At 63.6% G+C, this 22,526-nt stretch carries 20 protein-coding genes and 1 other RNA gene; 17 read left to right on the top strand and 4 right to left on the bottom strand.

All coding sequences use genetic code 11. The features are described 5' to 3' along the window. Positions 1 to 12: 12 nt before the first annotated feature. From pheA to gyrA, 3 genes are all read right to left on the bottom strand, one after another. Complete coding sequence (gene pheA / locus CLU87_RS10975; RefSeq protein ID WP_056746355.1) at positions 13 to 1,110, bottom strand: prephenate dehydratase; 1,098 nt, start codon at positions 1,108 to 1,110, stop codon at positions 13 to 15. A 65-nt stretch (positions 1,111 to 1,175) separates the two neighbouring features. Beyond that, positions 1,176 to 2,285: a 3-phosphoserine/phosphohydroxythreonine transaminase gene (serC, locus tag CLU87_RS10970; protein WP_099730467.1), complete on the bottom strand. Its 1,110-nt coding sequence runs from the start codon at positions 2,283 to 2,285 to the stop codon at positions 1,176 to 1,178. Positions 2,286 to 2,380: 95 nt separating this feature from the next. After that, positions 2,381 to 5,044, bottom strand: coding sequence for a DNA gyrase subunit A (gyrA, locus tag CLU87_RS10965; protein WP_056063635.1), 2,664 nt, complete (start codon positions 5,042 to 5,044; stop codon positions 2,381 to 2,383). A 223-nt stretch (positions 5,045 to 5,267) separates the two neighbouring features. On the opposite strand from gyrA, the gene ompA reads away from it, so the two are divergent. The 6 genes from ompA to CLU87_RS10935 all read left to right on the top strand — a co-directional run bounded on the left by ompA (position 5,268) and on the right by CLU87_RS10935 (position 10,203). After that, the gene (ompA, locus tag CLU87_RS10960; protein ID WP_015014428.1) at positions 5,268 to 5,912 is read left to right on the top strand and encodes an outer membrane protein OmpA; all 645 of its coding nucleotides are present in this window, start codon (positions 5,268 to 5,270) and stop codon (positions 5,910 to 5,912) included. A gap of 90 nt (positions 5,913 to 6,002) precedes the next feature. Further along, on the top strand, positions 6,003 to 6,713 hold the full coding sequence (gene ubiG, locus CLU87_RS10955; RefSeq protein WP_099730466.1) for a bifunctional 2-polyprenyl-6-hydroxyphenol methylase/3-demethylubiquinol 3-O-methyltransferase UbiG: 711 nt from the start codon (positions 6,003 to 6,005) through the stop codon (positions 6,711 to 6,713). A gap of 1 nt (position 6,714) precedes the next feature. Then, positions 6,715 to 7,389 carry an HAD family hydrolase gene (locus CLU87_RS10950; protein ID WP_099730465.1) on the top strand — a complete coding sequence of 225 codons (675 nt, stop codon included), beginning with the start codon at positions 6,715 to 6,717 and terminating at the stop codon, positions 7,387 to 7,389. 13 nt (positions 7,390 to 7,402) lie between these two features. Then, positions 7,403 to 7,789, top strand: a transfer-messenger RNA (tmRNA) gene (gene ssrA / locus CLU87_RS10945). A 221-nt stretch (positions 7,790 to 8,010) separates the two neighbouring features. After that, positions 8,011 to 9,255: a site-specific integrase gene (locus tag CLU87_RS10940; RefSeq protein WP_099730464.1), complete on the top strand. Its 1,245-nt coding sequence runs from the start codon at positions 8,011 to 8,013 to the stop codon at positions 9,253 to 9,255. 339 nt (positions 9,256 to 9,594) lie between these two features. After that, the gene (locus CLU87_RS10935; protein WP_099730463.1) at positions 9,595 to 10,203 is read left to right on the top strand and encodes a hypothetical protein; all 609 of its coding nucleotides are present in this window, start codon (positions 9,595 to 9,597) and stop codon (positions 10,201 to 10,203) included. A gap of 909 nt (positions 10,204 to 11,112) precedes the next feature. Here CLU87_RS10935 and CLU87_RS23155 read toward each other — a convergent pair. Beyond that, the gene (locus CLU87_RS23155; protein WP_143227272.1) at positions 11,113 to 11,481 is read right to left on the bottom strand and encodes a hypothetical protein; all 369 of its coding nucleotides are present in this window, start codon (positions 11,479 to 11,481) and stop codon (positions 11,113 to 11,115) included. Between the two features lie 30 nt (positions 11,482 to 11,511). Here CLU87_RS23155 and CLU87_RS10930 point away from each other — a divergent pair, with 30 nt between their 5' ends. The 11 genes from CLU87_RS10930 to CLU87_RS10880 all read left to right on the top strand — a co-directional run bounded on the left by CLU87_RS10930 (position 11,512) and on the right by CLU87_RS10880 (position 22,499). Beyond that, complete coding sequence (locus CLU87_RS10930; protein WP_099730462.1) at positions 11,512 to 11,979, top strand: Spy/CpxP family protein refolding chaperone; 468 nt, start codon at positions 11,512 to 11,514, stop codon at positions 11,977 to 11,979. A 17-nt stretch (positions 11,980 to 11,996) separates the two neighbouring features. Then, entirely contained in the window at positions 11,997 to 12,323 is a 327-nt protein-coding gene (locus CLU87_RS10925) for a hypothetical protein (protein WP_056065068.1), read from the top strand. Positions 12,324 to 12,340: 17 nt separating this feature from the next. Further along, positions 12,341 to 13,027 (top strand): response regulator transcription factor, encoded by a 687-nt coding sequence (locus CLU87_RS10920; protein ID WP_099730461.1) that lies wholly within the window; start codon positions 12,341 to 12,343, stop codon positions 13,025 to 13,027. Beyond that, positions 13,024 to 14,406, top strand: a complete 1,383-nt coding sequence (locus CLU87_RS10915) for a HAMP domain-containing sensor histidine kinase (protein WP_099730460.1) — start codon at positions 13,024 to 13,026, stop codon at positions 14,404 to 14,406. Before CLU87_RS10920 ends, CLU87_RS10915 begins: the two co-directional genes overlap by 4 nt. A gap of 406 nt (positions 14,407 to 14,812) precedes the next feature. Next, entirely contained in the window at positions 14,813 to 15,778 is a 966-nt protein-coding gene (locus tag CLU87_RS10910; RefSeq protein WP_099732135.1) for an ABC transporter substrate-binding protein, read from the top strand. A 22-nt stretch (positions 15,779 to 15,800) separates the two neighbouring features. Further along, positions 15,801 to 16,661: an ABC transporter permease gene (locus CLU87_RS10905; protein WP_056746321.1), complete on the top strand. Its 861-nt coding sequence runs from the start codon at positions 15,801 to 15,803 to the stop codon at positions 16,659 to 16,661. Then, the gene (locus CLU87_RS10900; RefSeq protein ID WP_056063613.1) at positions 16,658 to 17,437 is read left to right on the top strand and encodes an ABC transporter ATP-binding protein; all 780 of its coding nucleotides are present in this window, start codon (positions 16,658 to 16,660) and stop codon (positions 17,435 to 17,437) included. The genes CLU87_RS10905 and CLU87_RS10900 overlap by 4 nt, the downstream gene beginning before the upstream one ends. A 30-nt stretch (positions 17,438 to 17,467) precedes the next feature. Next, positions 17,468 to 18,280 (top strand): histidine utilization repressor, encoded by an 813-nt coding sequence (hutC, locus tag CLU87_RS10895; protein ID WP_056063609.1) that lies wholly within the window; start codon positions 17,468 to 17,470, stop codon positions 18,278 to 18,280. A gap of 63 nt (positions 18,281 to 18,343) precedes the next feature. After that, positions 18,344 to 19,882: a histidine ammonia-lyase gene (gene hutH, locus CLU87_RS10890; RefSeq protein ID WP_099730459.1), complete on the top strand. Its 1,539-nt coding sequence runs from the start codon at positions 18,344 to 18,346 to the stop codon at positions 19,880 to 19,882. A 40-nt stretch (positions 19,883 to 19,922) separates the two neighbouring features. After that, on the top strand, positions 19,923 to 21,647 hold the full coding sequence (gene hutU / locus CLU87_RS10885) for a urocanate hydratase (RefSeq protein WP_056746312.1): 1,725 nt from the start codon (positions 19,923 to 19,925) through the stop codon (positions 21,645 to 21,647). Between the two features lie 105 nt (positions 21,648 to 21,752). After that, positions 21,753 to 22,499 carry an IclR family transcriptional regulator gene (locus tag CLU87_RS10880; RefSeq protein WP_233193768.1) on the top strand — a complete coding sequence of 249 codons (747 nt, stop codon included), beginning with the start codon at positions 21,753 to 21,755 and terminating at the stop codon, positions 22,497 to 22,499. The last annotated feature ends 27 nt before the right edge of the window (positions 22,500 to 22,526 follow it).

Here is a 22,526-nt window from a genome sequence, read left to right as displayed (position 1 = left end):
GGCGGCTGCTCCTCAGGATGACACGGGGTAAGTGCCCAGGACCTTGTAGAACGCACACAGGCTGCGCAGTTCTTCCAGCGCCCGTGCCACATGGGGCTGGGCGGGGTGGCCGTCGAGATCGATGTAGAAGTAGTACTCCCACTGGCCCGTGCGGGCCGGGCGCGACTCAAAGCGCGTCATGGACACACCGTGCGTCTTGAGCGGCACCAGCAGGTCGTGCACGGCGCCGGGTCGGTTGGGCACCGACACCACGAGGCTGGTGCAATCCTTGCCCGACGGAGGCGGCGTCTGCAGCGTGTGGGGCAGGCAGATGATGGCGAAGCGGGTACGGTTGTAGGCGTCGTCCTGGATGGCGTGGGAGACGATGTGCAAGCCAAATTGGGTGGCCGCACGCTCGCTGGAGAGTGCCGCCCAGGCCGGGTTGGTGGTGGCCAGTCGCGCGCCTTCGGCATTGCTGGACACCGGGCGGCGCTCGGCGTGCGGCAGGTGCTTGGACAACCAGGCCTGGCATTGGGCCAGCGCCTGCGGATGGGCCAGCACCACCTCGATGCCTTCGAGCGAGTTGCTGGTGCGCAGCAGGTTGTGGCGCACCAGCAGGCTGACCTCGCCCACCACATGCGTAGGGGTGTGCAGGAACAGGTCCAGAGAGCGGGTGACCACGCCCTCGGTGGAGTTCTCTACGCCCACCACGCCATATTGGGCACTGCCTGCCGCCGTGGCGTGGAACACCTCGTCGAAGTTGGCGCAGTACATCAGGTCGGCGGCACCGCCGAAGAATTCAATCGCGGCCTGCTCGCAGAACGTGCCCTCGGGGCCCAGCACGGCCACACGCTGGGGTGATTCGAGGGCCAGGCAGGCAGACATGATCTCGCGCCAGATCGCCGCCACGTGCGCACCCTTGAGCGGGCCCGGGTTGGCGTTGGTGATTTTGTCGATGACCTGCGCCACACGGTCGGGGCGGAAGAAGGGCGTGCCCTCACGTTTCTTGACTTCACCCACCTGTTCAGCCACCAGCGCCCTCTGGTTCAGCAGCGTGAGCAGTTGCTGGTCGATGCTGTCGATCTGCACGCGCAGGCTGGCGAGGTCGGGTGAGGCTTGCGGATTGTTCATGGACGGTGGGGTAGCGGTGCGTGCTCTGGGAGCCGTTTTCTGTTGCTGTCGTGTGGGGTGCGCGCTCAGGCGTGCTTTTGCTCAAATTCTCGCATGTAGTCCACCAGCGCCTGCACGCCCGCCAATGGCATGGCGTTGTAGATGCTGGCGCGCATGCCTCCCACGGACTTGTGGCCTTTGAGCTGCAGCAGCCCGCGCTCCTTGGCACCGGCCAGGAAGGCGTCGTTACGGCTTTCGTCACGCAGGAAGAACGGGACGTTCATGCGCGAGCGGCAGTTGGCCGCCACCTTGTTGACGTACAGCTGCGATTGGTCGATGGCGTTGTACAGCAGCGTGGCCTTGGCAATGTTGCGCTGCTCCATGGCGGCTACTCCGGTCAGGCTGCCTTCGGTCTGGCGCTTGAGCCACTGGAAGGTCAGCCCGGCGACGTAGATGCCCCAGGTGGGCGGCGTGTTGTACATGGACTGGTTGTCGGCCACGATTTTGTAGTCGAAGGCGCTGGGGCAGGCGGGCAGGGCATGGCCCAGCAGGTCGTCGCGCACGATCACCAACGTGAGGCCTGCGGGCCCCAGGTTCTTTTGCGCTCCGCCAAAGGCAAGACCCACGCGGCTCCAGTCCACGGGCCGCGAGGCCACGTGCGAGGAGAAATCGATCACCAGCGGCGCATCGCTGCCCAGCGCCTTGAGGTCGGGCAGCTGGTGGAACTCGGTACCGTGGATGGTTTCGTTGCTGCACAGGTGCAGGTAGCTCGCGCCCCGACTCACCGTCCACGAAGCTGGGTCCGGCACGGTGGTATAGCCCGTCTCTTCGCCCGTGGCGACGATGTTGACTTCGGACGCATATTTGCGTGCTTCCTTTTGCGACTTCTGGCTCCAGCTGCCGGTCACCACAAAATCGACCACGCCGGCACGCGACAGGTTGAGCGGAACGATGGCGTTTTCGGCCAAGCCACCACCTTGCATGAAGAGGATCTTGAAATGCGACGGCACGGCCAGCAGCTCGCGCAGGTCGGCTTCCGCCTTTTCGTAGATGGATAGAAACTCCTTGCCGCGGTGGCTCATTTCCATCACGCCCATGCCGCTGCCGTGCCAGTCCAGCATCTCGGCGGCGGCTTGTTCCAGGACTTCGGAGGGGATGGCGGCAGGGCCTGCGGAGAAGTTGTAAGGGCGTTTCATGAGATGAGCTAAAAATGCATCAGGCGCTTATTCAATAAGCGCCTGATGCTTCGCTTTTGATAGCGTTGGCAGGGCGACTTCACGCCCTGCGGTGGTCAGGCGTCGGGGGCTTCAGGTGCGGAGGAAGTGCCACCGTCCGGGCTTGCATCCCCATCAGCTTCTGCATCCGTCACATTGGCGTCGTTCTCAACAATGCGCTGCAAGCCACTGAGCTTGGAGCCTTCGTCCAGTGCGATCAACGTCACGCCCTGCGTGGCACGACCCAGTTCGCGGATCTCGCTCACGCGGGTGCGTACCAGCACGCCCTTGTCGGTGATCAGCATGATCTCGTCATCCGCGTGCACCAGCGTGGCGGCAACGACCTTGCCGTTGCGCTCGCTCTGCTGGATGGCGATCATGCCCTTGGTGCCACGGCCATGGCGGGTGTATTCAGTGATGCTGGTGCGCTTGCCATAGCCGTTTTCTGTAGCAGTCAACACACTCTGCGTTTCGTCTTCGGCGACCAGCATGGCGATCACGCTCTGACCGTCTTCCAGCATCATGCCGCGCACGCCACGCGCCGCACGGCCCAGTGGGCGCACATCGTTTTCGTCGAAGCGCACGGCCTTGCCACCGTCGCTGAACAACATCACGTCATGCTTGCCATCGGTGAGGGCGGCACCGATCAGGTAGTCGCCGTCATCCAGGTTCACGGCAATGATGCCGCCCTTGCGCGGGTTGCTGAACTCGTCCAGTGCCGTCTTCTTCACGGTGCCCATGCTGGTGGCCATGAACACGTAGCGGTCCGCAGGGAAGCTGCGCATGTCGCCGGTGAGCGGCAGTACCACGTTGATCTTTTCGCCGTCCTGCAGCGGGAACATGTTGACGATGGGGCGTCCACGCGAGCCGCGCGAGCCTGCCGGCACTTCCCACACCTTGAGCCAATAGAGGCGGCCACGGTTGGAGAAGCACAGGATGTAGTCGTGTGTGTTGGCGATGAAGAGCTGGTCGATCCAGTCGTCTTCCTTTGTCGCGGTCGCCTGCTTTCCGCGTCCGCCACGCTTTTGGGCACGGTATTCGGACAGGGGCTGGCTCTTGATGTAGCCGGTGTGGGACAGCGTCACCACCATGTCGGTGGGTGTGATCAGGTCTTCGGTGGAGAGATCCTGTGCGCTGTATTCAACGATGGAGCGACGTGCGCCCAGCTTGTGCTGGCCGAATTCCTGCTTGATGGAGGTGAGTTCGTCGCCGATGATGACCGACACGCGCTCAGGCTTGGCCAGGATGTCCAGCAGATCCTCGATGACCGCCATGACTTCCTTGTACTCGGCGACGATCTTGTCCTGCTCCAGGCCCGTGAGGCGTTGCAGGCGCATCTGCAGGATTTCCTGGGCCTGCGTTTCCGACAACCGGTACAGGCCGTCCTGGCCCATGCCGAATTCCTTTTCCAGGCCGTCGGGGCGATAGTCGTCGGCGTTGATCACACCACCGTCAGCACGCGTGCGTGTGAGCATCTCGCGCACCAGCTTGCTGTCCCAGGGGCGGGCCATCAGCTCGGCCTTGGCCACAGGCGGCGTGGGCGCGTTGCGAATGATGGCGATGAAGTCGTCGATGTTGGCCAAGGCCACGGCCAAGCCTTCCAGCACATGGCCACGGTCGCGTGCCTTGCGCAGCTCGAACACCGTGCGGCGAGTCACCACTTCGCGGCGGTGCTGCAGGAAGACGCTGATCAGATCCTTCAGGTTGCACAGGCGGGGCTGGCCGTCAATCAGCGCCACCATGTTCATGCCGAACGTGTCCTGCAGCTGCGTCTGCTTGTACAGGTTGTTGAGCACCACCTCGGGCACTTCACCGCGCTTGAGTTCGATCACCAGGCGCATGCCGGATTTGTCCGACTCGTCCTGGATGTGGCTGATGCCTTCGATCTTCTTTTCGTGCACCAGCTCGGCCATACGCTCCTGAAGCGTTTTCTTGTTGACCTGGTAGGGCAGCTCGTCCACGATGATCGCTTGGCGCTGGCCACGGTCGATGTCCTCAAAGTGGCACTTGGCACGCATCACCACCTTGCCGCGTCCGGTGCGGTAGCCATCCTTCACGCCGTTGATGCCGTAGATGATGCCGGCGGTGGGGAAGTCTGGGGCCGGGATGATTTCCATCAACTCATCGATGGTCGTCTCGGGATTGCGCAGCATGTGCAGGCACGCATCGACCACTTCGTTGAGGTTATGTGGCGGAATGTTGGTGGCCATACCCACCGCAATACCTGCCGATCCATTCACCAGCAAGTTGGGCAGCTTGCTGGGCAATACCAACGGTTCTTTCTCGCTGCCGTCGTAGTTGGGGCCGAAATCGACCGTTTCCTTGTCAATATCTCCCAGCATTTCATGGGCGATTTTGGCCAGGCGGATTTCGGTGTATCGCATGGCCGCAGCGTTGTCGCCGTCCACGGATCCGAAATTACCTTGTCCATCCACCAGCATGTGGCGCAACGAGAAGTCCTGCGCCATACGCACAATGGTGTCGTACACCGCAGAGTCCCCGTGCGGGTGGTATTTACCGATCACGTCGCCCACGATACGAGCCGACTTTTTATATGGCCGGTTCCAGTCGTTATTGAGCTCATGCATGGCGAAAAGAACGCGGCGGTGCACAGGCTTCAAGCCGTCACGCGCGTCGGGCAGTGCACGACCCACAATCACGCTCATCGCGTAATCGAGGTAACTGCGCCGCATCTCTTCTTCGAGGCTGATCGGCAGGGTTTCTTTGGCAAACTGGGTCATTGGGACGGCGGGGGCGGCAAAGGAGAGCCATTTTAGGCGTAAGACCGTGTAGCGACGGCGCAACATATCGAAGCAATTCAGGTTTTGTCCTACGGGGCCCGACCAGCGCGCGCAGCTTTTGCCCTGTTACGTATGGCACAATCGTTTGAACGCTTAGGGTGGTGGTCACCCCAGGCGTCCTGATTCGCAGCGCGGCTGCGGCTTTTTCCCCAAGAGGAGAACCATGAAGAAACTGAACAAAGTGGCGATGTTGTTTGCCTCTGCAGCGCTCGCAACCGCCGCTGGCGCACAAACCGTTGACAACTGGCGCGATGCTTCTGGCCAACTGGTCTGGAAGAACGGTACCAACGAATACTGCTGGCGCGATGCCAACTGGACGCCTGCTACGGCAGCTCCTGGCTGCGACGGCGCAATCGCTGCTCCCGCTCCTGCCGCTGCACCAGCTCCTGCTGCTGCTCCAGCACCCGCTGCCGCCCCTGCACCTGCTCCCGCACCAGCTCCTGCAGTCGCCACCAAGGTGACCTACGCTGCTGACGCCTTCTTCGACTTCGACAAGTCGGTGCTCAAGCCAGAAGGCAAGGCCAAGCTGGACGACCTGGTTTCCAAGGTCAAGGGCATCAATCTGGAAGTGATCATTGCTGTGGGTCACACTGACTCCGTCGGCTCTGATGCTTACAACCAGAAGCTGTCGGTGCGTCGTTCTGAAGCCGTGAAGGCTTACTTGGTGTCCAAGGGCATCGAAAAGAACCGCGTGTACACCGAAGGCAAGGGCGAAAAGCAACCCGTGGCTGACAACAAGACCGCCGAAGGCCGTGCGAAGAACCGTCGCGTGGAAATCGAAGTGGTTGGCACCCGCGCCGCTCAGTAATCTTCGGATTGCTTCACAAAAAAGCCCCGCTCGCGGGGCTTTTTTGCGTCTGGGGCTTTTCGCACTCTCCCTTCATGGACAATCAGCGACATGATCGAAACCGTCAATGCAGATCCGGCCGAACTGGCCAAGTTTTCAGAATTGGCCCATCGTTGGTGGGACCCTGACAGTGAATTTCGTCCATTGCATCAGATCAACCCGCTGCGGCTTGACTGGATTCATGGGCTGAGTGCCTTGACCGGCAAGCGTGTGCTGGATGTGGGCTGTGGCGGGGGCATTCTGGCCGACTCCATGGCGCGCAAGGGTGCGGAAGTGCTGGGTATCGATCTGGCAACTAAAGCGCTGCGCGTGGCGCAACTGCACGCTCTGGAAGCGGGCACCCAAAACGTGCAATACCGTGAAATCAGCGCCGAAGCCATGGCCGCTGAACAGCCCGCTGGTTTTGATGTGGTGACCTGCATGGAGATGCTCGAGCATGTTCCGGATCCCGCCTCGGTGGTCCGCGCTTGCGCCACCTTGGTCAAACCCGGCGGCTGGGTGTTCTTCTCCACCATCAATCGCAATGCCAAAGCCTTCATGTTGGCCATCGTGGGTGCGGAGTACGTGCTTAACATGCTGCCGCGCGGCACCCACGAATACGCCAAGATGATCCGCCCCAGCGAGCTTGCAGTGCATTGCCGCAGTGCGGGCTTGGATGTTCTGCACACCAAGGGCCTGGAATACAACCCCCTCACGCGTCGCTATTGGCTCAGCGCCAACACCAGCGTCAATTACTTGTTTGCCGCGCGTCGCCTGGGCTGATATGGCTACCGTTTTTCATGGCATTCGCGCAGTCCTTTTTGATTTGGATGGGACTCTGATCGACAGCGCACCAGACTTGGGGGCGGCCGCAGACAAAATGCGCACCGACCGAGGTCTGCCTTCGCTGCCCCCGGCCCGATATCGCCCCATGGCGGGAGCAGGGGCCCGCGGCATGCTGGCAGAAGCCTTTGGCATGGGGCCAGATCACCCAGACTTTGCCGTCATGCGCGAAGAGTTTTTCGTGAACTATGAAACTCGCATGACCGAGCAGACCACCATTTTTGAAGGTGTGCCTGAATTGGTGCGCCAGATTCTCGAACGTAACATGACGTGGGGTGTGGTCACCAACAAGGCTGCCCGCTTTACCGAACCCCTGACCCAGGCCATTCCGCTGTTTGCTACCGCTTCGGCAGTGGTCAGTGGCGACACCACGCCACACGCCAAGCCCCATCCCGCGCCCCTGCTGGAAGCGGCTGCGCGGTTGTGTGTGCCGCCGGAGCAGTGCATTTACGTGGGTGATGACGAGCGTGACATCGTGGCAGGTCTGGCGGCAGGCATGGGTACAGTGGCCGCCATCTACGGCTATTTGGGCGCCAAGACCGACCCTGCAGAGTGGGGCGCGCACGCTGCAATTAAATCTCCCAGCGAGCTCTTGCAATTGCTCGCGAACGCCTAAAATAAGAAGCCTAGGGGCTGTCCTGGTTTCGACGTGGGTTCGGGATCAGTGTGGTGCATGTCGAGCTTGAGTCACGCTCGTAAATCTCGATTTAACAAACTAACTGCAAACGACGAACGTTTCGCACTCGCTGCTTAATTGCCAGTGAGCCTTGCAACAGTTGGCCGATGGGCTGGGCAAGGGGGTTCTGAGCAATCAGTGCCTCCCGGCTGCAAGGATAATTACATGGGCTGGCTTCCATCCGGGTACCTTGGGTGGAGGCGAGAAAATAGGGTGCTGGCGGCCCATGTAGCGTGCGACTGCGCGACATGGGTAGCGAGATCCAAATCAGACCGCTAAACATGTAGATCTGCCTGACGAAGGCTTGCGGACGCGGGTTCAATTCCCGCCAGCTCCACCATATATACGTCCAAGGGCGTTCACTGAAGTGCAGTGAACGCCCTTTTTCTTTGGAAAATCAACGATCTATCTTCCATTGCAGTGCATAGACGTGCAGGGAGAGCCAAGGCAAAGCGGGGGAACAGATGGGGGAACAAACCCGAAAAGTCGTAGACTGCGCCCAGTTGTTCCCCCGTTTCCCTATGGGGGAGGCCGTTCCCCCACCCCTGGAGCTGTTCCCCCATGTTGACCGATGCCCACTGCAAAAACGCGAGTTGTTCCCCCACCGCCAAACGCGAGCGGCTGGCCGATTCGGGCGGGCTGTATCTGGAGGTGAGTCCCACCGGCTCAAAGCGGTGGTTCTGGAAATACCGGATGGACGGCAAAGAGGGCCGTATGGCGCTGGGCAGTTATCCAGCCGTTGGGCTGACGGCCGCACGCAAGGCACGGGACGCGGCCAAGCTGCAGAAGGCGGGTGGGGTAGATCCAGTGCAGGCCCGCAAGGTCGAAAAGCGCAAGGCCATCAATCCGGCCGGTGACACCTTCAAGGTGGTGGCCCTGGAGTGGTACGGAAAACAGAAGTCCCAATGGAGCGATGCACACGCTGAGCGCTCGCTGCGCCAGTTTGAGCGCGATCTCTTCCCCTGGCTGGGCGAAAGGCGCCTGGCTGAAATTGAGCCCGTGGAGCTGCTGGCGACCCTTCGCAAGGTTGAGGAACGCGGCGCTGTGGAGACGGCCGACCGGGGGCTGATGCTGGCGCGTCAGGTCTGGCGCTACGGCGTGGCCACCGGCAGGGTGGGGCGCGACATTACGGCCGACCTGAAAGGGGCGCTGTCTCCATATCGAGGCCGGCACTTCGCCGCCATCACCGATCCTGTGAAGCTGGGCGAGCTGCTGCGGGCTATTGATGCCTACCGGGGTGGCCCCATCGTGCGGGCAGCCCTGAAGCTCGCGCCGCTGCTGTTTCAGCGGCCGGGCGAGCTGCGGGGCGCAGCCTGGGCAGAAATCGACCTCGATGCGGCGCTGTGGACCATCCCGGCCGCCCGCATGAAGCGCGGCAAGGACGGCAAGGAAAACGGCCACCCCCACTTGGTGCCACTGTCCACCCAAGCCGTGGCGGTGCTGCGCGATCTGCACCCGCTGACCGGGCACAGTGCCATGGTGTTCCCTGGCGAGCGCAACCACTCCCGTCCAATCTCTGAAAACTCAGTGCGCACAGCCCTTATCACCATGGGCTACACGCCCGAGGTGCAGACCTGGCACGGCTTCAGGGCCACAGCCCGCACCATGCTTGCCGAGCGCCTGGACTGTGACCCGCTGGTGATTGAGGCGCAGCTCGCCCACGCCGTGAAGGATGCCAACGGCCGGGCCTACAACCGCACCCAGTACCTAGCCCACCGAGCACGGATGATGCAGCAGTGGGCGGACTACCTGGACAAGCTGCGCCAGGGGGCAGACGTGATTCCGATGCCACAGCGGGCCGCATGAGCCCTACACCCTTACCAGACACAAGGGCCGCGAGGCCCTTTTTTCATGGGCGCATCCGGCCGCTTTGGACTTCCTTCAGCACCATGAACGCCAAAATTGCCGGGGACACGGGGACAAATTGCCAGAACCCAGCAGCCAAGCGGGTTTGCAGGAAATGGCTACCGGGGACAAACCGGGGCCAGGCCGGGGACAAAGCGGGGACAAGGGGAATATTTATTGAATAGTGGAATTCATTCATACATTCATACCCATTGAACCCCGCCCCCAGCCCTTCAAAGGGTGCCCGCTCTGCCCATCTTCTGATGGGGCAACACTGCCACGACAGCGCAGCGGTGTGGCATGCGCGGCGCCTGGCTGTGGCGCACGCTTGTGCACATCGGTGGAAGTGAGCGCGTGGGCGTGGCTGGTGAGCTGGCCACCGAGGCAGGGCTGACGGGCTGGCCAGCGGGGGAGAGCGCACGCGGTGCCCGCGCCTGCTTTGACGCCTGGCTGGCTGCGCGGGGTGGGGCTGGCAATGGTGAGGTGGTGGCCATGCTGCGTGCCGTGCGCCGGTTCCTGGAGACACACGGCGATGGCCGCTTTGCCATGTGGCACCGGGCAGCAGATGACCACGCCCCCAAGACCCTGCAACGCGCTGGTGTGCGCCGCATGCTGAACGCCGATGGCGAGCCCATCAAAAACGACTCAGCCCATCAGCGGGAGTATGGGGAGCGCATGCCCGCAACGCTGGGCGAGGGCGTCAGCTTTGAATACTTCGTGTTGGCTGAAACGTTCAAGGCTGAAATCTGCCAGGGCTTCGACCATGTGGCGGTATGCCGTGTGCTGGCTGCGCATGGCTGCCTGACGGTGAAGGAGTCCGACCGGTACACCGTCAGCACCAAGCTGCCAGGCATTGGCAAGGTGCGGTGCTATCAGATACCGCCTGCCATCTTCGAACTGGACCTGTGAGCGGTTGCCCTGCCAGGGCCTTGCGTGTTTGCCTTGCGGCTGCAGCCATGCCGTGCCGCCCGTGAGGGGCGGGGGCGGGAGTTACCTTCGCGCTGCCCATGCTGGGTTTGCGGCATCTGGCGCCAAGGGGAAGGGCGCGGCCCCTGCTGTTTCTGCTGTGCCCGGCCAGAGCCTGGGCACTCATTGCACTGTCGCCCTCTGGCTTGGGCGGGTCCCTCCTGAGTGGTCCTGGCAAGGGTAATTCGAGCCCCATTGGTGCGCGAGTGAATGGCTTTTGAAAAGGGTGGACGGTGGACGGTGGACACATGCAGCCCCCGGCCTTGGGTCCTCCCTGGCTCCCCCCAGTGCGGGTAATTCGAGCCGAACCCTCGCGCTGTTCTGCGGTGCTCTATAGGGGGTTAAGTGAAGGCAATGGCTGCATCGATGGACGATTGCGCACGTCTGTGGATTCATTTGTCCCCGGTGTCCCCGGCATATTTGCGTTTGTCCCCGGTGCTACCGGGGACAACTTTCTTAAATGGCGACAACGGGTTACGTGCAGTTTGACCATTTGTCCCCGGTGTCCCCGGTAAAAAATGGGTAACCCCCCGAAGGGTTGCGGCAAGCTGGGGGGTCGTGGGTCCTTCCTGGGAGGTTCGCACACGGGTAATTCGAGCCCCACAAAATTTCTAGTCCCGACCGCTGGTGAGAGGTAAGTAAGCATGGCTATGTTGGGCCGGTGCGTTGGGTCCTCCCACGGCGATGCCATGCGGGTAATTCGAGCCGCGCCCCCGGACTGCTGCGAAGACTTGCGAGGGGGGTTGTATGGTGGGAGTGGAGGGCCTAGCGAAGGCAAAGCGGGGGAACAGATGGGGGAACAAACTGCAAAATGAAAATGAGGAACACAGCATTCATGCGGGTTTCAAGGCTTCATTCAGTAGACGCCAGCCCAAACATAAACCCCCAACCGGTAACGGTTGGGGGTTTTTCTTTTCCCACTGATTTTGTACTGCTGCGCAAGGATAGTTGCTTCCGTTCGCCCTTACCGAACGATTCGATGCACCTCCTGGCTCTGAGGCGTGACGTCTTTGAACCATGTCCCTCAACGGCAATCCGCAGTGGCTGTATATGCCCGGCTTCGCGTTGTAAACCCCTGAAAAAATCGGCTAATACGCTGCCGTCCGCGCAGTCAAACACCTGTCGACGTGCTTCGCCAACACAGCCCAAGAAACAAAATGAAATAAACCGAAACTGGCTCGAGACCACGTTCCAAGCCGCTGCGCGCACCATCAGGGTCATGTTCCATACCGTCTTTGAAAGGACAGCATCATGAAACCCTGGATCAAGAAAACGCTGATGGGCATTTTTGGTGCGTCCATCGCGGTGGGTGGGCTGACGGCCTGCTCCAGCGGGCACCACCAGCGCGGCCCGATGACTGCGGAAAAGATGGCGGAAGTGCGCGGCAAGATGGTGGACCGGGTGAGCAGCAAGCTGGATCTGAACGAGGCACAAAAGACCAAGCTCAATGCCTTGGCCGATCAACTGGAAGCCCAGCGCGCAGCGTTCGTCGGCAAGACGGCAGACCCCCGAGCCGAGGTGCAGGCCATTGTGGCGGGCGACAAGTTTGATCGGGTGCGGGCGCAGTCCCTGCTCGAAGACAAGACGCGTGCGGTGCGGGCCCACAGTCCCGCGGTGGTCAATGCGATGGCCGACTTCTATGACAGCCTGAACCCTGACCAGCAGCAAAAAGTGCGCGAGCTGATGCAGCGTCGCAAGGGCTGGATGGCCCGCGGGTGATGGGCGGGGAGCATTGCATGTCACCCACGCTGGAACCTATCCACCGCCTCGCCCAGGGCGTTCGTGTGCACGGGCCCGCGCTGCTGTCGGGCATGCCAGAGCCTCACGATGAGCTGATGTCGCTGGTCTGGGGGCCGCGCTTTGACCGCGAGCATGCGATGGGCCTGGTCGCCCGCCAGCCCTCGGTGGCGGCCCACACGCTGCCTGCCCTGCTGGCGGCTGCCGACCATTTTGATGCGCTCCATGCCGGTGCGCAGGGCCGTTTGCGGCGACTCATCGTGCGACACCGCGCATTGTGTGCGGCTGGCGCTTCTGTCGATACCGCCCTTGGGGAGCGCGCCTGACGGTGTGAGAATTGCTCATGCACCGCATATTGTTGATTGACGACGACGCGCAGTTGGGCGCCCCCCTGGCCACTTACTTCCAGCGTTTTGAACTGGAACTCGTTCATGCACTTCGGCCCAGCGATGGCTTGGCACAGCTGACGGTCGGCGGGTTTGACGCTGCCATCCTCGACGTGATGCTGCCCGAAATGGACGGGTTTGAGCTGTGCCGCACCATCCGCAAGCAGGGCGACCTGCCCATCGTGATGCTGACCGCGCGCGGCGAGGTGATGGACCGGGTGGTGGGGCTGGAGCTGGGGGCTGACGACTATCTGCCCAAGCCCTTTGAGCCACGTGAACTGGTGGCGCGCCTGCAGACGGTGTTGCGCCGGCGCAGGGCGCCGGGGCAGGGCGTTGCCGTGGGCGCGCTGGAGTTCGAGGGCCTGTCCATCGACGCAGCGCGCCGCAGTGTGCAGCGCCATGGTGTGGTGGTGGAGCTGACTGGCACGGAGTTCGACCTGTTGCACCTGTTGGCGCGCGAGCCCGGCAAGGTCTTCAGCCGCGACGACATCCTGAACCAGCTGCGTGGTCATGAGGCCGAGCTGTACACCCGCGCGGTGGACATCGTAGTGAGCCGGTTGCGCAAGAAGCTGGAGCCGCTGGACTGCATCAAGACATTGCGCAACGTGGGCTACTCCCTGGCTTTGCGCCGCGCTGCCCCATGACGCAGATTTGTTCTCCCATTCACGACCCGAACTGCCCCTGGCACCGCCGGGCGCGCCACGCGGTAGGGCATTCGCTGCGCATTCGGTTGGTGCTGGTGTTCATGGCACTGGCCGTGACTGTGGCTGTCACGTTCATGGGCGGGGTGCAAAAGGCCGTGTCCGTAGGCTGGCGCGAGGCTGCGCGGCCGCTGCTGATGGACTATGTGGACCGCCTTGCCGCCGAGATTGGCAGCCCGCCGAGCATTGAGCGCGCGCAGGCGATTGCCAATCGCCTGCCACTGACCTTGCGCATCGACGGGCCGCAGATCCACTGGGCATCGCACCCCGACCAGCAGAACCCCGACTGGGTGAGCGACAAGGTCCGCCAGGAAGACCGCTGGACCGGGGACGAGAACGGGCACAGCCTGCTGCGCCGCACGACGGCAGATGGGCACCATATCGAGTTCGGCCTGAACGCGCTGTCCTGGGACAAGCGCCCGCGCATTGCGTGGGGCACGCTGACCGTGCTGCTGCTGCTCACGGCGCTGGCCTATGTATATGTGCGGCATCTGTTGCGTCCGCTGGACGACATCCGCCAGGGCGCGCAGCGCTTTGGCAACGGCAACTTTGCCCAGCCCATACCGGTGCGGCATGCCCACCGGCCGGACGAGCTGGGCCAGCTGGCCGAGACCATCAACACCATGGGGGATGACATCCACCAGATGCTGGAGGCCAAGCGTGCCCTGTTGTTGGCGATGAGCCATGAGCTGCGCAGCCCGCTCACGCGTGCCCGCCTGAACACGGAGCTGCTGCCCGAAACGACCGATGTGCAACCGCAGCGCCTGGCGCTCATGCGCGACCTGGGTGAAATGGCGGGCCTCATCACCGACCTGCTGGAAAGCGAGCGCTTGGCGGGCCGCCATGCGGCGCTGCATCGCGAGCCCACCGATGTCACCGAGCTAGCGCGCGAAGTGGTGGCCGACCTGTGCTCCCGCCATGCCGGGGCCGCTGATATTGCCTTGCACGTGGCGCCGGACTTGCCCTCGGTGCGGCTGGACCGGTCCCGCCTGCGGCTTTTGCTGCGCAACCTGCTGGACAACAGCCTGCGCCACAGTGAGTCGGGTGCCTTTCCCCCTGAGTTGCATTTGCGGCTGGCGGATGAGGGCAGGGTGCTGGAATTGGAGGTGCGTGATCATGGGCGCGGTGTGCCCCCCGAGCACCTGCCACACCTGGCCCAGGCGTTCTACCGCCCGGACACCGCACGCCAGCGCGCCACCGGTGGCGTCGGACTGGGTTTGTACCTGTGCCGGCTGGTGGCGCAGGCGCACGACGGGCAATTGCACATGCGCAATGCAGAGCCCGGCCTGTCGGTCACCGTGCGTTTGCCGGTGGTGGAATAGGCCGCGAGCCGGCGGCATAGACAGGTTGGCCTCTGCGCTGGCAGGTGGCGTCGCACCGATGCGGCCAGGCCAGCGCACAGGCCTGGTGCAATGGGGAAGTGGACATGCCAGCGGCCATGTCCGGCTTCTCAACGCAAATTGATGGCTTTTTTGCGCTGTGGCGCAGGTGTTTATTGCCCTGGTAGCTATCAAATCAGGAGTGATTCCTGGTGCCTTGGACCACCAGAGAACACACCATCCTCCCTGGCCCCGTTCTTGCTGAAGATCGGCACCCCCTCGCATGAGTCGGATTTTTCAGTGTTTACCCTGTATATACAGGTATGCTGAAACTGTCATCATGGCTTCCGGTACGTAGGTGCGTTCCGGTGGGCAGGGCCAAGGTACTTTCTTCAAACAGGAGCAGATGATGACTCGATCGGTTGTGAAATGGACGTCGCTGGCAGCGGCAGCAGCATGCATGATGGCCCTGGCCGCACCGGCCCAGGCGCAGGACACCAAGATTGTGCTGGGCATGTCCGGCTGGACAGGTTTTGCACCGCTCACGCTGGCCGACAAGGCCGGCATTTTCAAGAAGAACGGCCTGGATGTGGAGATCAAGATGATTCCGCAGAAGGACCGCCACCTGGCCCTGGCCTCCAAGTCCATCCAGTGCGCCGCCACCACGGTCGAAACACATGTCGCCTGGAACGCCAACGGCGTGCCCATCGTGCAGATCTTCCAGATGGACAAGTCCTACGGCGCCGACGGCATTGCGGTGCGCGGCGACATCAAGGGCTTTGCCGACCTCAAGGGCAAGACCATCGGCGTGGATGCGCCCGGCACAGCCCCGTACTTCGGCCTGGCCTGGATGCTGAGCAAGAACGGCATGAGCCTCAAGGACGTGAAGACCACCACGCTGTCGCCCCAGGCGGCCGCGCAGGCCTTCGTGGCGGGCCAGAACGACGCCGCCATGACGTACGAGCCCTACCTCTCCACCGTGCGCGACAACCCTGCGGCCGGCAAGATTTTGGCCACCACGCTCGACTACCCCATGGTGATGGACACCGTGGGCTGCGACCCCGCCTGGCTCAAGGCCAACGGCAAGGCTGCGCAGGCACTGGCCAACTCGTACTTCCAGGCGCTGGACATGATCAAGGCCGACCCGACCAAGTCCAACGAGATCATGGGCGCCGCCGTCAAGCAGACGGGCGAGCAGTTCGCCAAGTCGTCGTCCTTCCTGCGCTGGCAGGACAAGGCCGCCAACCAGAAGTTCTTTGCGGGCGAGCTGACCACGTTCATGAAGGACGCCACGGCCATCCTGCTGGAGGCCGGCATCATCCGCAAGGCGCCTGAAGACCTGGCCGTCACCTTCGACGCGAGCTTCATCAAGTAAATAGACGGAAGAAGAGCGCTCCATGTCCGCCGTGCAACCCCTGTCCGTTACCGAGCCAAAACCCGAGCAAAAAGCCGGACCACATGCCCCCGCGCGCCGGCGCTCGCTGGCCCCGCTGGAGCCTGTGAGCAGCCGATCCCGCTGGATGCTGGGGCTGGCTTTTTTCGCCCTGTTCGTGGCGGTGTGGGCGTTCTTCACATTGGGCGGCTTCGTGTCGCCCACCTTCCTGGCCAGCCCCGTCACCATGGTGAAGGAAGGCTGGCTGCTGTTCACCGAGTACGGCTTCATCAAAGACATCGGCATGACCATCTGGCGTGTGGTCGGCGGCTTCATCCTGGCCGCCATCATTGCCGTGCCGTTGGGCATTGCGATGGGCGCGTACAAGGGCATCGAGGCGTTCTTTGAGCCCTTCGTCTCGTTTTGCCGCTACCTGCCTGCGTCGGCCTTCATCCCGCTGTTGATCCTGTGGGCTGGGATTGGCGAGGCGCAGAAGATCCTGGTCATCTTCATCGGTTCGGTCTTCCAGATCACGCTGATGGTGGCCGTCACCGTGGGTGGTGCGCGGCGCGACCTGGTGGAAGCTGCTTACACCCTGGGCGCGGGCCACAAGGGTATCGTCACGCGCGTGCTCATCCCTGGCGCGGCGCCCGAGATCGCCGAGACCCTGCGCCTGGTATTGGGCTGGGCGTGGACCTATGTGATCGTGGCCGAGCTGATCGGCTCGTCCAGCGGCATCGGTCACATGATCACCGACAGCCAGTCGCTGCTCAACACCGGTCAGATCATCTTCGGCATCATCATCATCGGCCTCATCGGGCTGGTGTCCGACTTCGCCTTCAAGGCGCTCAACCACCGTCTGTTTGCCTGGAGTTTTGTGCGATGAGCAGCGTATCCATCCAAGCCGTCTCGCGTGTCTTCGAGACTGCCAAAGGCCAGCGCACGCAGGCGCTGCAGCCGGTCGATTTCGAGGTGAAGGACAACGACTTCGTGACCATCCTGGGCCCCTCGGGCTGCGGCAAGTCCACGCTGCTGCGCATCGTGGCGGGGCTGGACCACGCCACCAGCGGCCGCGTGCTGCTGGATGGGGTGCCCGTCGAAGGCCCCGGCGCCGACCGCGGCATGGTGTTCCAGAGCTACACGCTGTTCCCCTGGCTCACCATCGAGCAGAACATCCGCTTTGGCCTGCGCGAACGCGGTATGCCCGAGGCACAGCAAAAGGAACGCGCCGCGTACTTCATCGCCAAGGTCGGCCTGCGCGGCTTCGAGCAGCACTTTCCCAAGCAGCTGTCGGGCGGCATGCAGCAGCGAACCGCCATTGCGCGCGCGCTGGCCAACGACCCCAAGATTTTGCTGATGGACGAGCCCTTCGGCGCGCTCGACAACCAGACCCGCGTGCTGATGCAAGAGCTGCTGCTGGGCATCTGGGAGGCCGAGCGCAAGACGGTGCTCTTCGTCACCCACGACATCGACGAAGCCATCTTCATGGCCAACCGCGTGGCCGTGTTCAGCGCCCGCCCCGGCCGCATCAAGACCGAGCTGGCGGTGGACCTGCCGCACCCGCGCCATTACACGATCAAGACCAGCCCCGAGTTCATGGACCTCAAAGCGCGCCTCACCGAAGAGATCCGCGCCGAATCCATGGCGGCGGACCTGCACTGATCTGAACCTGCACCAGCCCGGCATCCACACATGAGCGCCCGTCCCTCCCGCCGCACTGCAGCCACTGCCCCGCGCAGCGCCACGCCCGCCAAGGCGGTGGTCGCCGTGGCTGCACCCGCGCAAGCCATGGCGCTGTACGAGCAGGTCAAGGACCACATCTCGCGCAAGATCCAGGAAGGCATCTGGCGTGCGGGCGACCGCCTGCCATCCGAGAACGAGCTGGTCACCCAGTTCGGCATCTCGCGCATGACGGTGAACCGCGCGCTGCGCGAGCTGGTGGAGCAGGGCCGCATCGTGCGTGTGGCGGGCGTGGGCAGTTTTGTGGCCGAGGACAAGCCACAGTCCACGTTGTTGCAGATTGCCAATTTGGCCAGCGAAATCCGCCAGCGCGGGCACGACTACCGCTGTGACGTGCTCACGGTGGAACGCACGTCCGCCACGCTGGAGGTGGCCGCCGCGCTGGACCTGCGCACGGGCGAGTCGGTGTTCCACTCGCTGTGCATCCATCGCGAAGACGGCCTGCCTGTGCAGCTCGAAGACCGCCATGTGAACCCGCGCCAGGTGCCTCAGTTCGCCGCCCAGGACTTCACGCAACTGCAGCCCTCCGAATACCTGGTGCGCAACGTGCCCTTCGACCAGATCGAGCATGTGGTCGATGCCGTCATGCCCACCGCGGAGCAGGCCACGCTGCTGGAGATGTCTCCGCAGGAGCCCTGCCTGCTGCTCACCCGCCGCACCTGGTCGCGCGGCGTGCCCATTACCGTGGTGCGCTGCCTGCACCCCGCCACCCGTTACCGCCTGGGCAGCCGCTTCCGCGCCGACGGCAATCCCGTCGCCGGTTGAAAGTTTTCGCCAAAAGCACAGATTTTTTCGCTTGTACCTACTTGTATATACAGGATCAATGCCATGACACACAACGCTTCATCCCTCACCCTGCACCCCGGCCGCGTCACGCTGGCCGAGCTGCGCCGCATCCACGCGGGCCCTGTGCAACTGGTGCTCGATGCGTCGGCCCGCGCGGGTTTGCAGAAGTCCCTGGCCACTGTGCAGCGCATCGTCGATGAAGACCAGGTCGTCTATGGCATCAACACCGGCTTTGGCAAGCTCGCCAGCACCAAGATTGCGCACGAGCGCCTGGCCGAGCTGCAGCGCAATCTGGTGCTGTCGCACAGCGTGGGCACAGGCGATCCTTTGCCGGACGACGTGGTGCGCCTCATCCTCGCGACCAAGGCCGTGAGCCTGGCGCGCGGCCACTCGGGCGTGCGCCCCGAGCTGGTGGATGCGTTGCTGGCCCTGGCCAACGCCAATGTGCTGCCCGTGATTCCGGCCAAGGGCTCGGTGGGCGCGTCGGGCGACCTGGCGCCGCTGGCACACATGGCTTGTGTGCTGATTGGTGAAGGCCAGGCCAAGGTGGACGGCAAGGTGGTGCCGGGGGCAGAGGCCATGCGCTCCATCGGTTTGCAGCCGTTTGTGCTGGGCCCCAAGGAAGGGCTCGCGCTGCTCAACGGCACGCAGGTATCCACCTCGTTGGCACTGGCCGGACTGTTTGGCGCCGAGAGCGTCTTTGCCGCCGCGCTGGTTGCGGGCTGCCTGTCGCTCGAAGCCATCAAGGGCTCTGTCAAACCCTTTGATGCACGCATTCACGAGGCACGTGGCCAGGCCGGGCAGATCGCCGTGGCGGCCGCCGTGCGTGCGCTGCTCGACAGCAGCGCCATCGACCCTTCGCACCCGAACTGCGGCCGCGTGCAAGACCCGTACTCCATCCGCTGCGTGCCGCAGGTGATGGGCGCTTGCCTGGACAACCTGCACCACGCCGCGCGCGTGCTGACCATTGAGGCCAATGCAGCGTCCGACAACCCTCTGGTCTTTGACAACGGCGACGTGATCTCTGGCGGCAACTTCCACGCCGAGCCCGTGGCCTTTGTAGCCGACATCATTGCGCTGGCCGTGGCCGAGATGGGTGCGATTTCTGAACGTCGCCTGTCGCTGCTGCTGGACCCAGGCCTGTCAGGCCTGCCCGCCTTCCTGATCCTCGACAGCGGCGTGAACTCGGGCTTCATGATCGCCCAGGTCACCGCCGCCGCATTGGCGGCCGAGAACCAGTGCCTGGCCAACCCCAGCAGCGTGACCAGCCTGCCGACATCGGCCAACCAGGAGGACCATGTCTCCATGGCCACCTACGGCGCGCGGCGCCTGGGCGACATGGTGCGCAATGCGGCGGTGATGGTCGGCATCGAGGCCATGGCGGCCGCGCAGGGAATGGAGTTCGACCGTGCCCTCAAGAGTTCGCCCCTCATCGAAGCGCAATTCGCCGCCATCCGCGAGCGCGTGGCCTACCTGGAGCAGGACCGTTACCTCGCCCCCGACATCGAAGCCATGCGCGCATGGGCCCAGCAGTCCACCTGGCCTGCAGCGCTCACCCAGTGCCTGCCCAGCTTCGCCTGATTTTCTCTACGCATACCCCATTGATTCACAGGAGCCCACCATGAACGCCAACGACGCCATCATCGCCGCCGCCTCCAACACCGACCCCCGCCACGACGCCAGCCGCGTGATCCGCGCGCCGCGCGGCAGCCAGCTCACCTGCAAGAGCTGGCTCACCGAGGCCGCCTACCGCATGATCCAAAACAACCTCGACCCCGAGGTGGCCGAGCGCCCGCAGGACCTGGTGGTGTACGGCGGCATTGGCCGTGCCGCGCGCAACTGGGAGTGTTTTGACCAGATCCTCGCCTCGCTCAAGGACCTGAACGACGACGAGACCCTGCTCATTCAGTCCGGCAAGCCCGTGGGCGTGTTCAAGACCCATGCCAACGCGCCCCGCGTGCTGCTGGCCAACAGCAACCTGGTGCCCAAGTGGGCCAACTGGGAACACTTCAGCGAGCTGGACCAGAAGGGCCTGTTCATGTACGGCCAGATGACCGCCGGCAGCTGGATCTACATCGGCACGCAAGGCATCGTGCAAGGCACGTACGAGACCTTTGCCGAGGCGGGACGCAAGCACTTTGGCGGCTCGCTCGAAGGGCGCTGGATCTTGACCGCTGGCCTGGGCGGCATGGGCGGCGCGCAGCCGCTGGCCGCTACCTTTGCGGGCGCGGTGTCGCTCAACATCGAATGCCAGCAAAGCAGCATCGACTTCCGCCTGCGCACACGCTACGTGGACAAGCAGGCGCGCGACATTGACCACGCGTTCGAGCTGATCCAGCAGCACACGGCGGCCAAGGAGGCGGTGTCGATCGCCCTGCTGGGCAACGCCGCAGAAATCCTGCCCGAGCTGGTGCGCCGTGCCAAGGCCGGCGGCCTCAAGCCCGACCTGGTGACAGACCAAACCTCGGCCCACGACCTCGTCAACGGCTACTTGCCCGCAGGTTGGACGGTGGCCCAGTGGCGTGCCGCGCAGCAGGACGTGACACAGCACGAGGTGCTGAAGAAGGCCGCTGCCAAGTCCTGCGCCGTGCATGTGCAGGCCATGCTCGACTTCCAGCACATGGGCATCCCGGTGGTGGACTACGGCAACAACATTCGCCAGGTGGCGTTTGACGAAGGCGTGAAGAACGCGTTCGACTTCCCCGGCTTTGTGCCCGCCTATATCCGCCCCCTGTTCTGCGAAGGCAAGGGCCCGTTCCGCTGGGTGGCCCTGTCGGGTGACCCGGAAGACATCCGCAAGACCGACGCCAAGATCAAGGAGCTGTTCCCCGAGAACAAGCACGTGCACCGCTGGCTCGACATGGCGGGTGAGCGCATCGCCTTCCAGGGGCTGCCCGCGCGCATCTGCTGGCTGGGCCTGGGCGAGCGCCACATTGCGGGCCTGGCCTTCAATGAGATGGTGAAGAACGGTGAGCTCAAGGCCCCCATCGTCATCGGCCGCGACCACCTGGACACCGGCAGCGTGGCCAGCCCCAACCGCGAGACCGAAGGCATGAAGGACGGCACCGACGCCGTGAGCGACTGGCCGCTGCTCAACGCGCTGCTCAACACCTCGGGTGGCGCCACCTGGGTCAGCCTGCACCACGGCGGGGGCGTGGGCATGGGTTACTCCCAGCACTCGGGCATGGTCATCGTGGCCGACGGCACTGAAGCCGCGGCCCAGCGCCTTGCCAATGTGCTGGTCAACGACTGCGGCAGCGGCGTGATGCGCCATGCCGATGCTGGCTACGAACTGGCTGTGGAGACGGCCAAGAAGCAGGGCCTGAAGCTGCCCATGGTGAAGTGAAGGGGCGAGGGAGGGAATGACAGGAATGTGAAAAAAGGGAACTGCATTCCCATTCGTTGGGAATGTTGGGTTTGAATGCCGCTGCAATCCTTTGATACTGAGTCCATGCCCACCCGTGGACCCACCTCCGTTGCCGCCGCCGACCGTGTTCTGCACGTGCTGGCGGTGCTGGCGCAGCACGGGCAACCCATGTCGGCTGCCGAGCTGATGGAGGCCACGGGCCTGGCGCGCAGCACGCTGTACCGGCAGCTGGCGCGGCTCAAGCTGTGGGGCTTTGTGCTGGAGAGCAGCGGGCACTACGCGCCCGGGCCGCTGAGTCTGCAACTGGCGCTGGGCTTTGACATGGCGTCGCACCTGGTGCACCACGCGCGGCCGGACATGCAGGCCCTGGCCCGGCAGTCCCACGAGAGCGTGGGGCTGGTGGTGGCCGTGAATGACAGCGTGGTGTGCCTGGACATGGTGGACAGCACGCAGGCCCTGCGCTGCTCGTTTGAAAAAGGGCGCAGCGTGCCGCTGCGCGCGGGTGCCTCCGCCAAGTGCCTGCTTGCCCATGTGGCCCCCGCCACGCGCAATGCCATTCTGGACCTGCACTACGGCGCAGACACTGCTGAGCGCCAGGCGGCGCTGACCGAGCTGGAAGGCATTGCCAAGGCGGGTTACGCCGTCAGCTCCGGCGAAGTGGATGCCGGTGTCTGGGGCGTCAGCGTGCCCGTGTTCGGTTCTCCCCGGCAGGCCGCCGGAGCCATCACCCTGATGGCCCCGATCTTGCGGGCCCAGGGGCAGGAGACCGCACTCACCGGCATGGCCGTCGTCGCCGCAGCGCGCATTTCCCGCCAACTCACTTCTCCCTGATTTCCCTCACCCCTCCTCAGGAGCTTT

It is taken from the genome of Acidovorax sp. 59 (assembly GCF_002754175.1).
Classification (GTDB): Bacteria; Pseudomonadota; Gammaproteobacteria; order Burkholderiales; family Burkholderiaceae_C; genus Acidovorax; species Acidovorax delafieldii.
The sequence above is the reverse complement of the archived record's forward strand: the minus strand, read 5'-3'. Positions and strand labels throughout refer to the sequence as shown.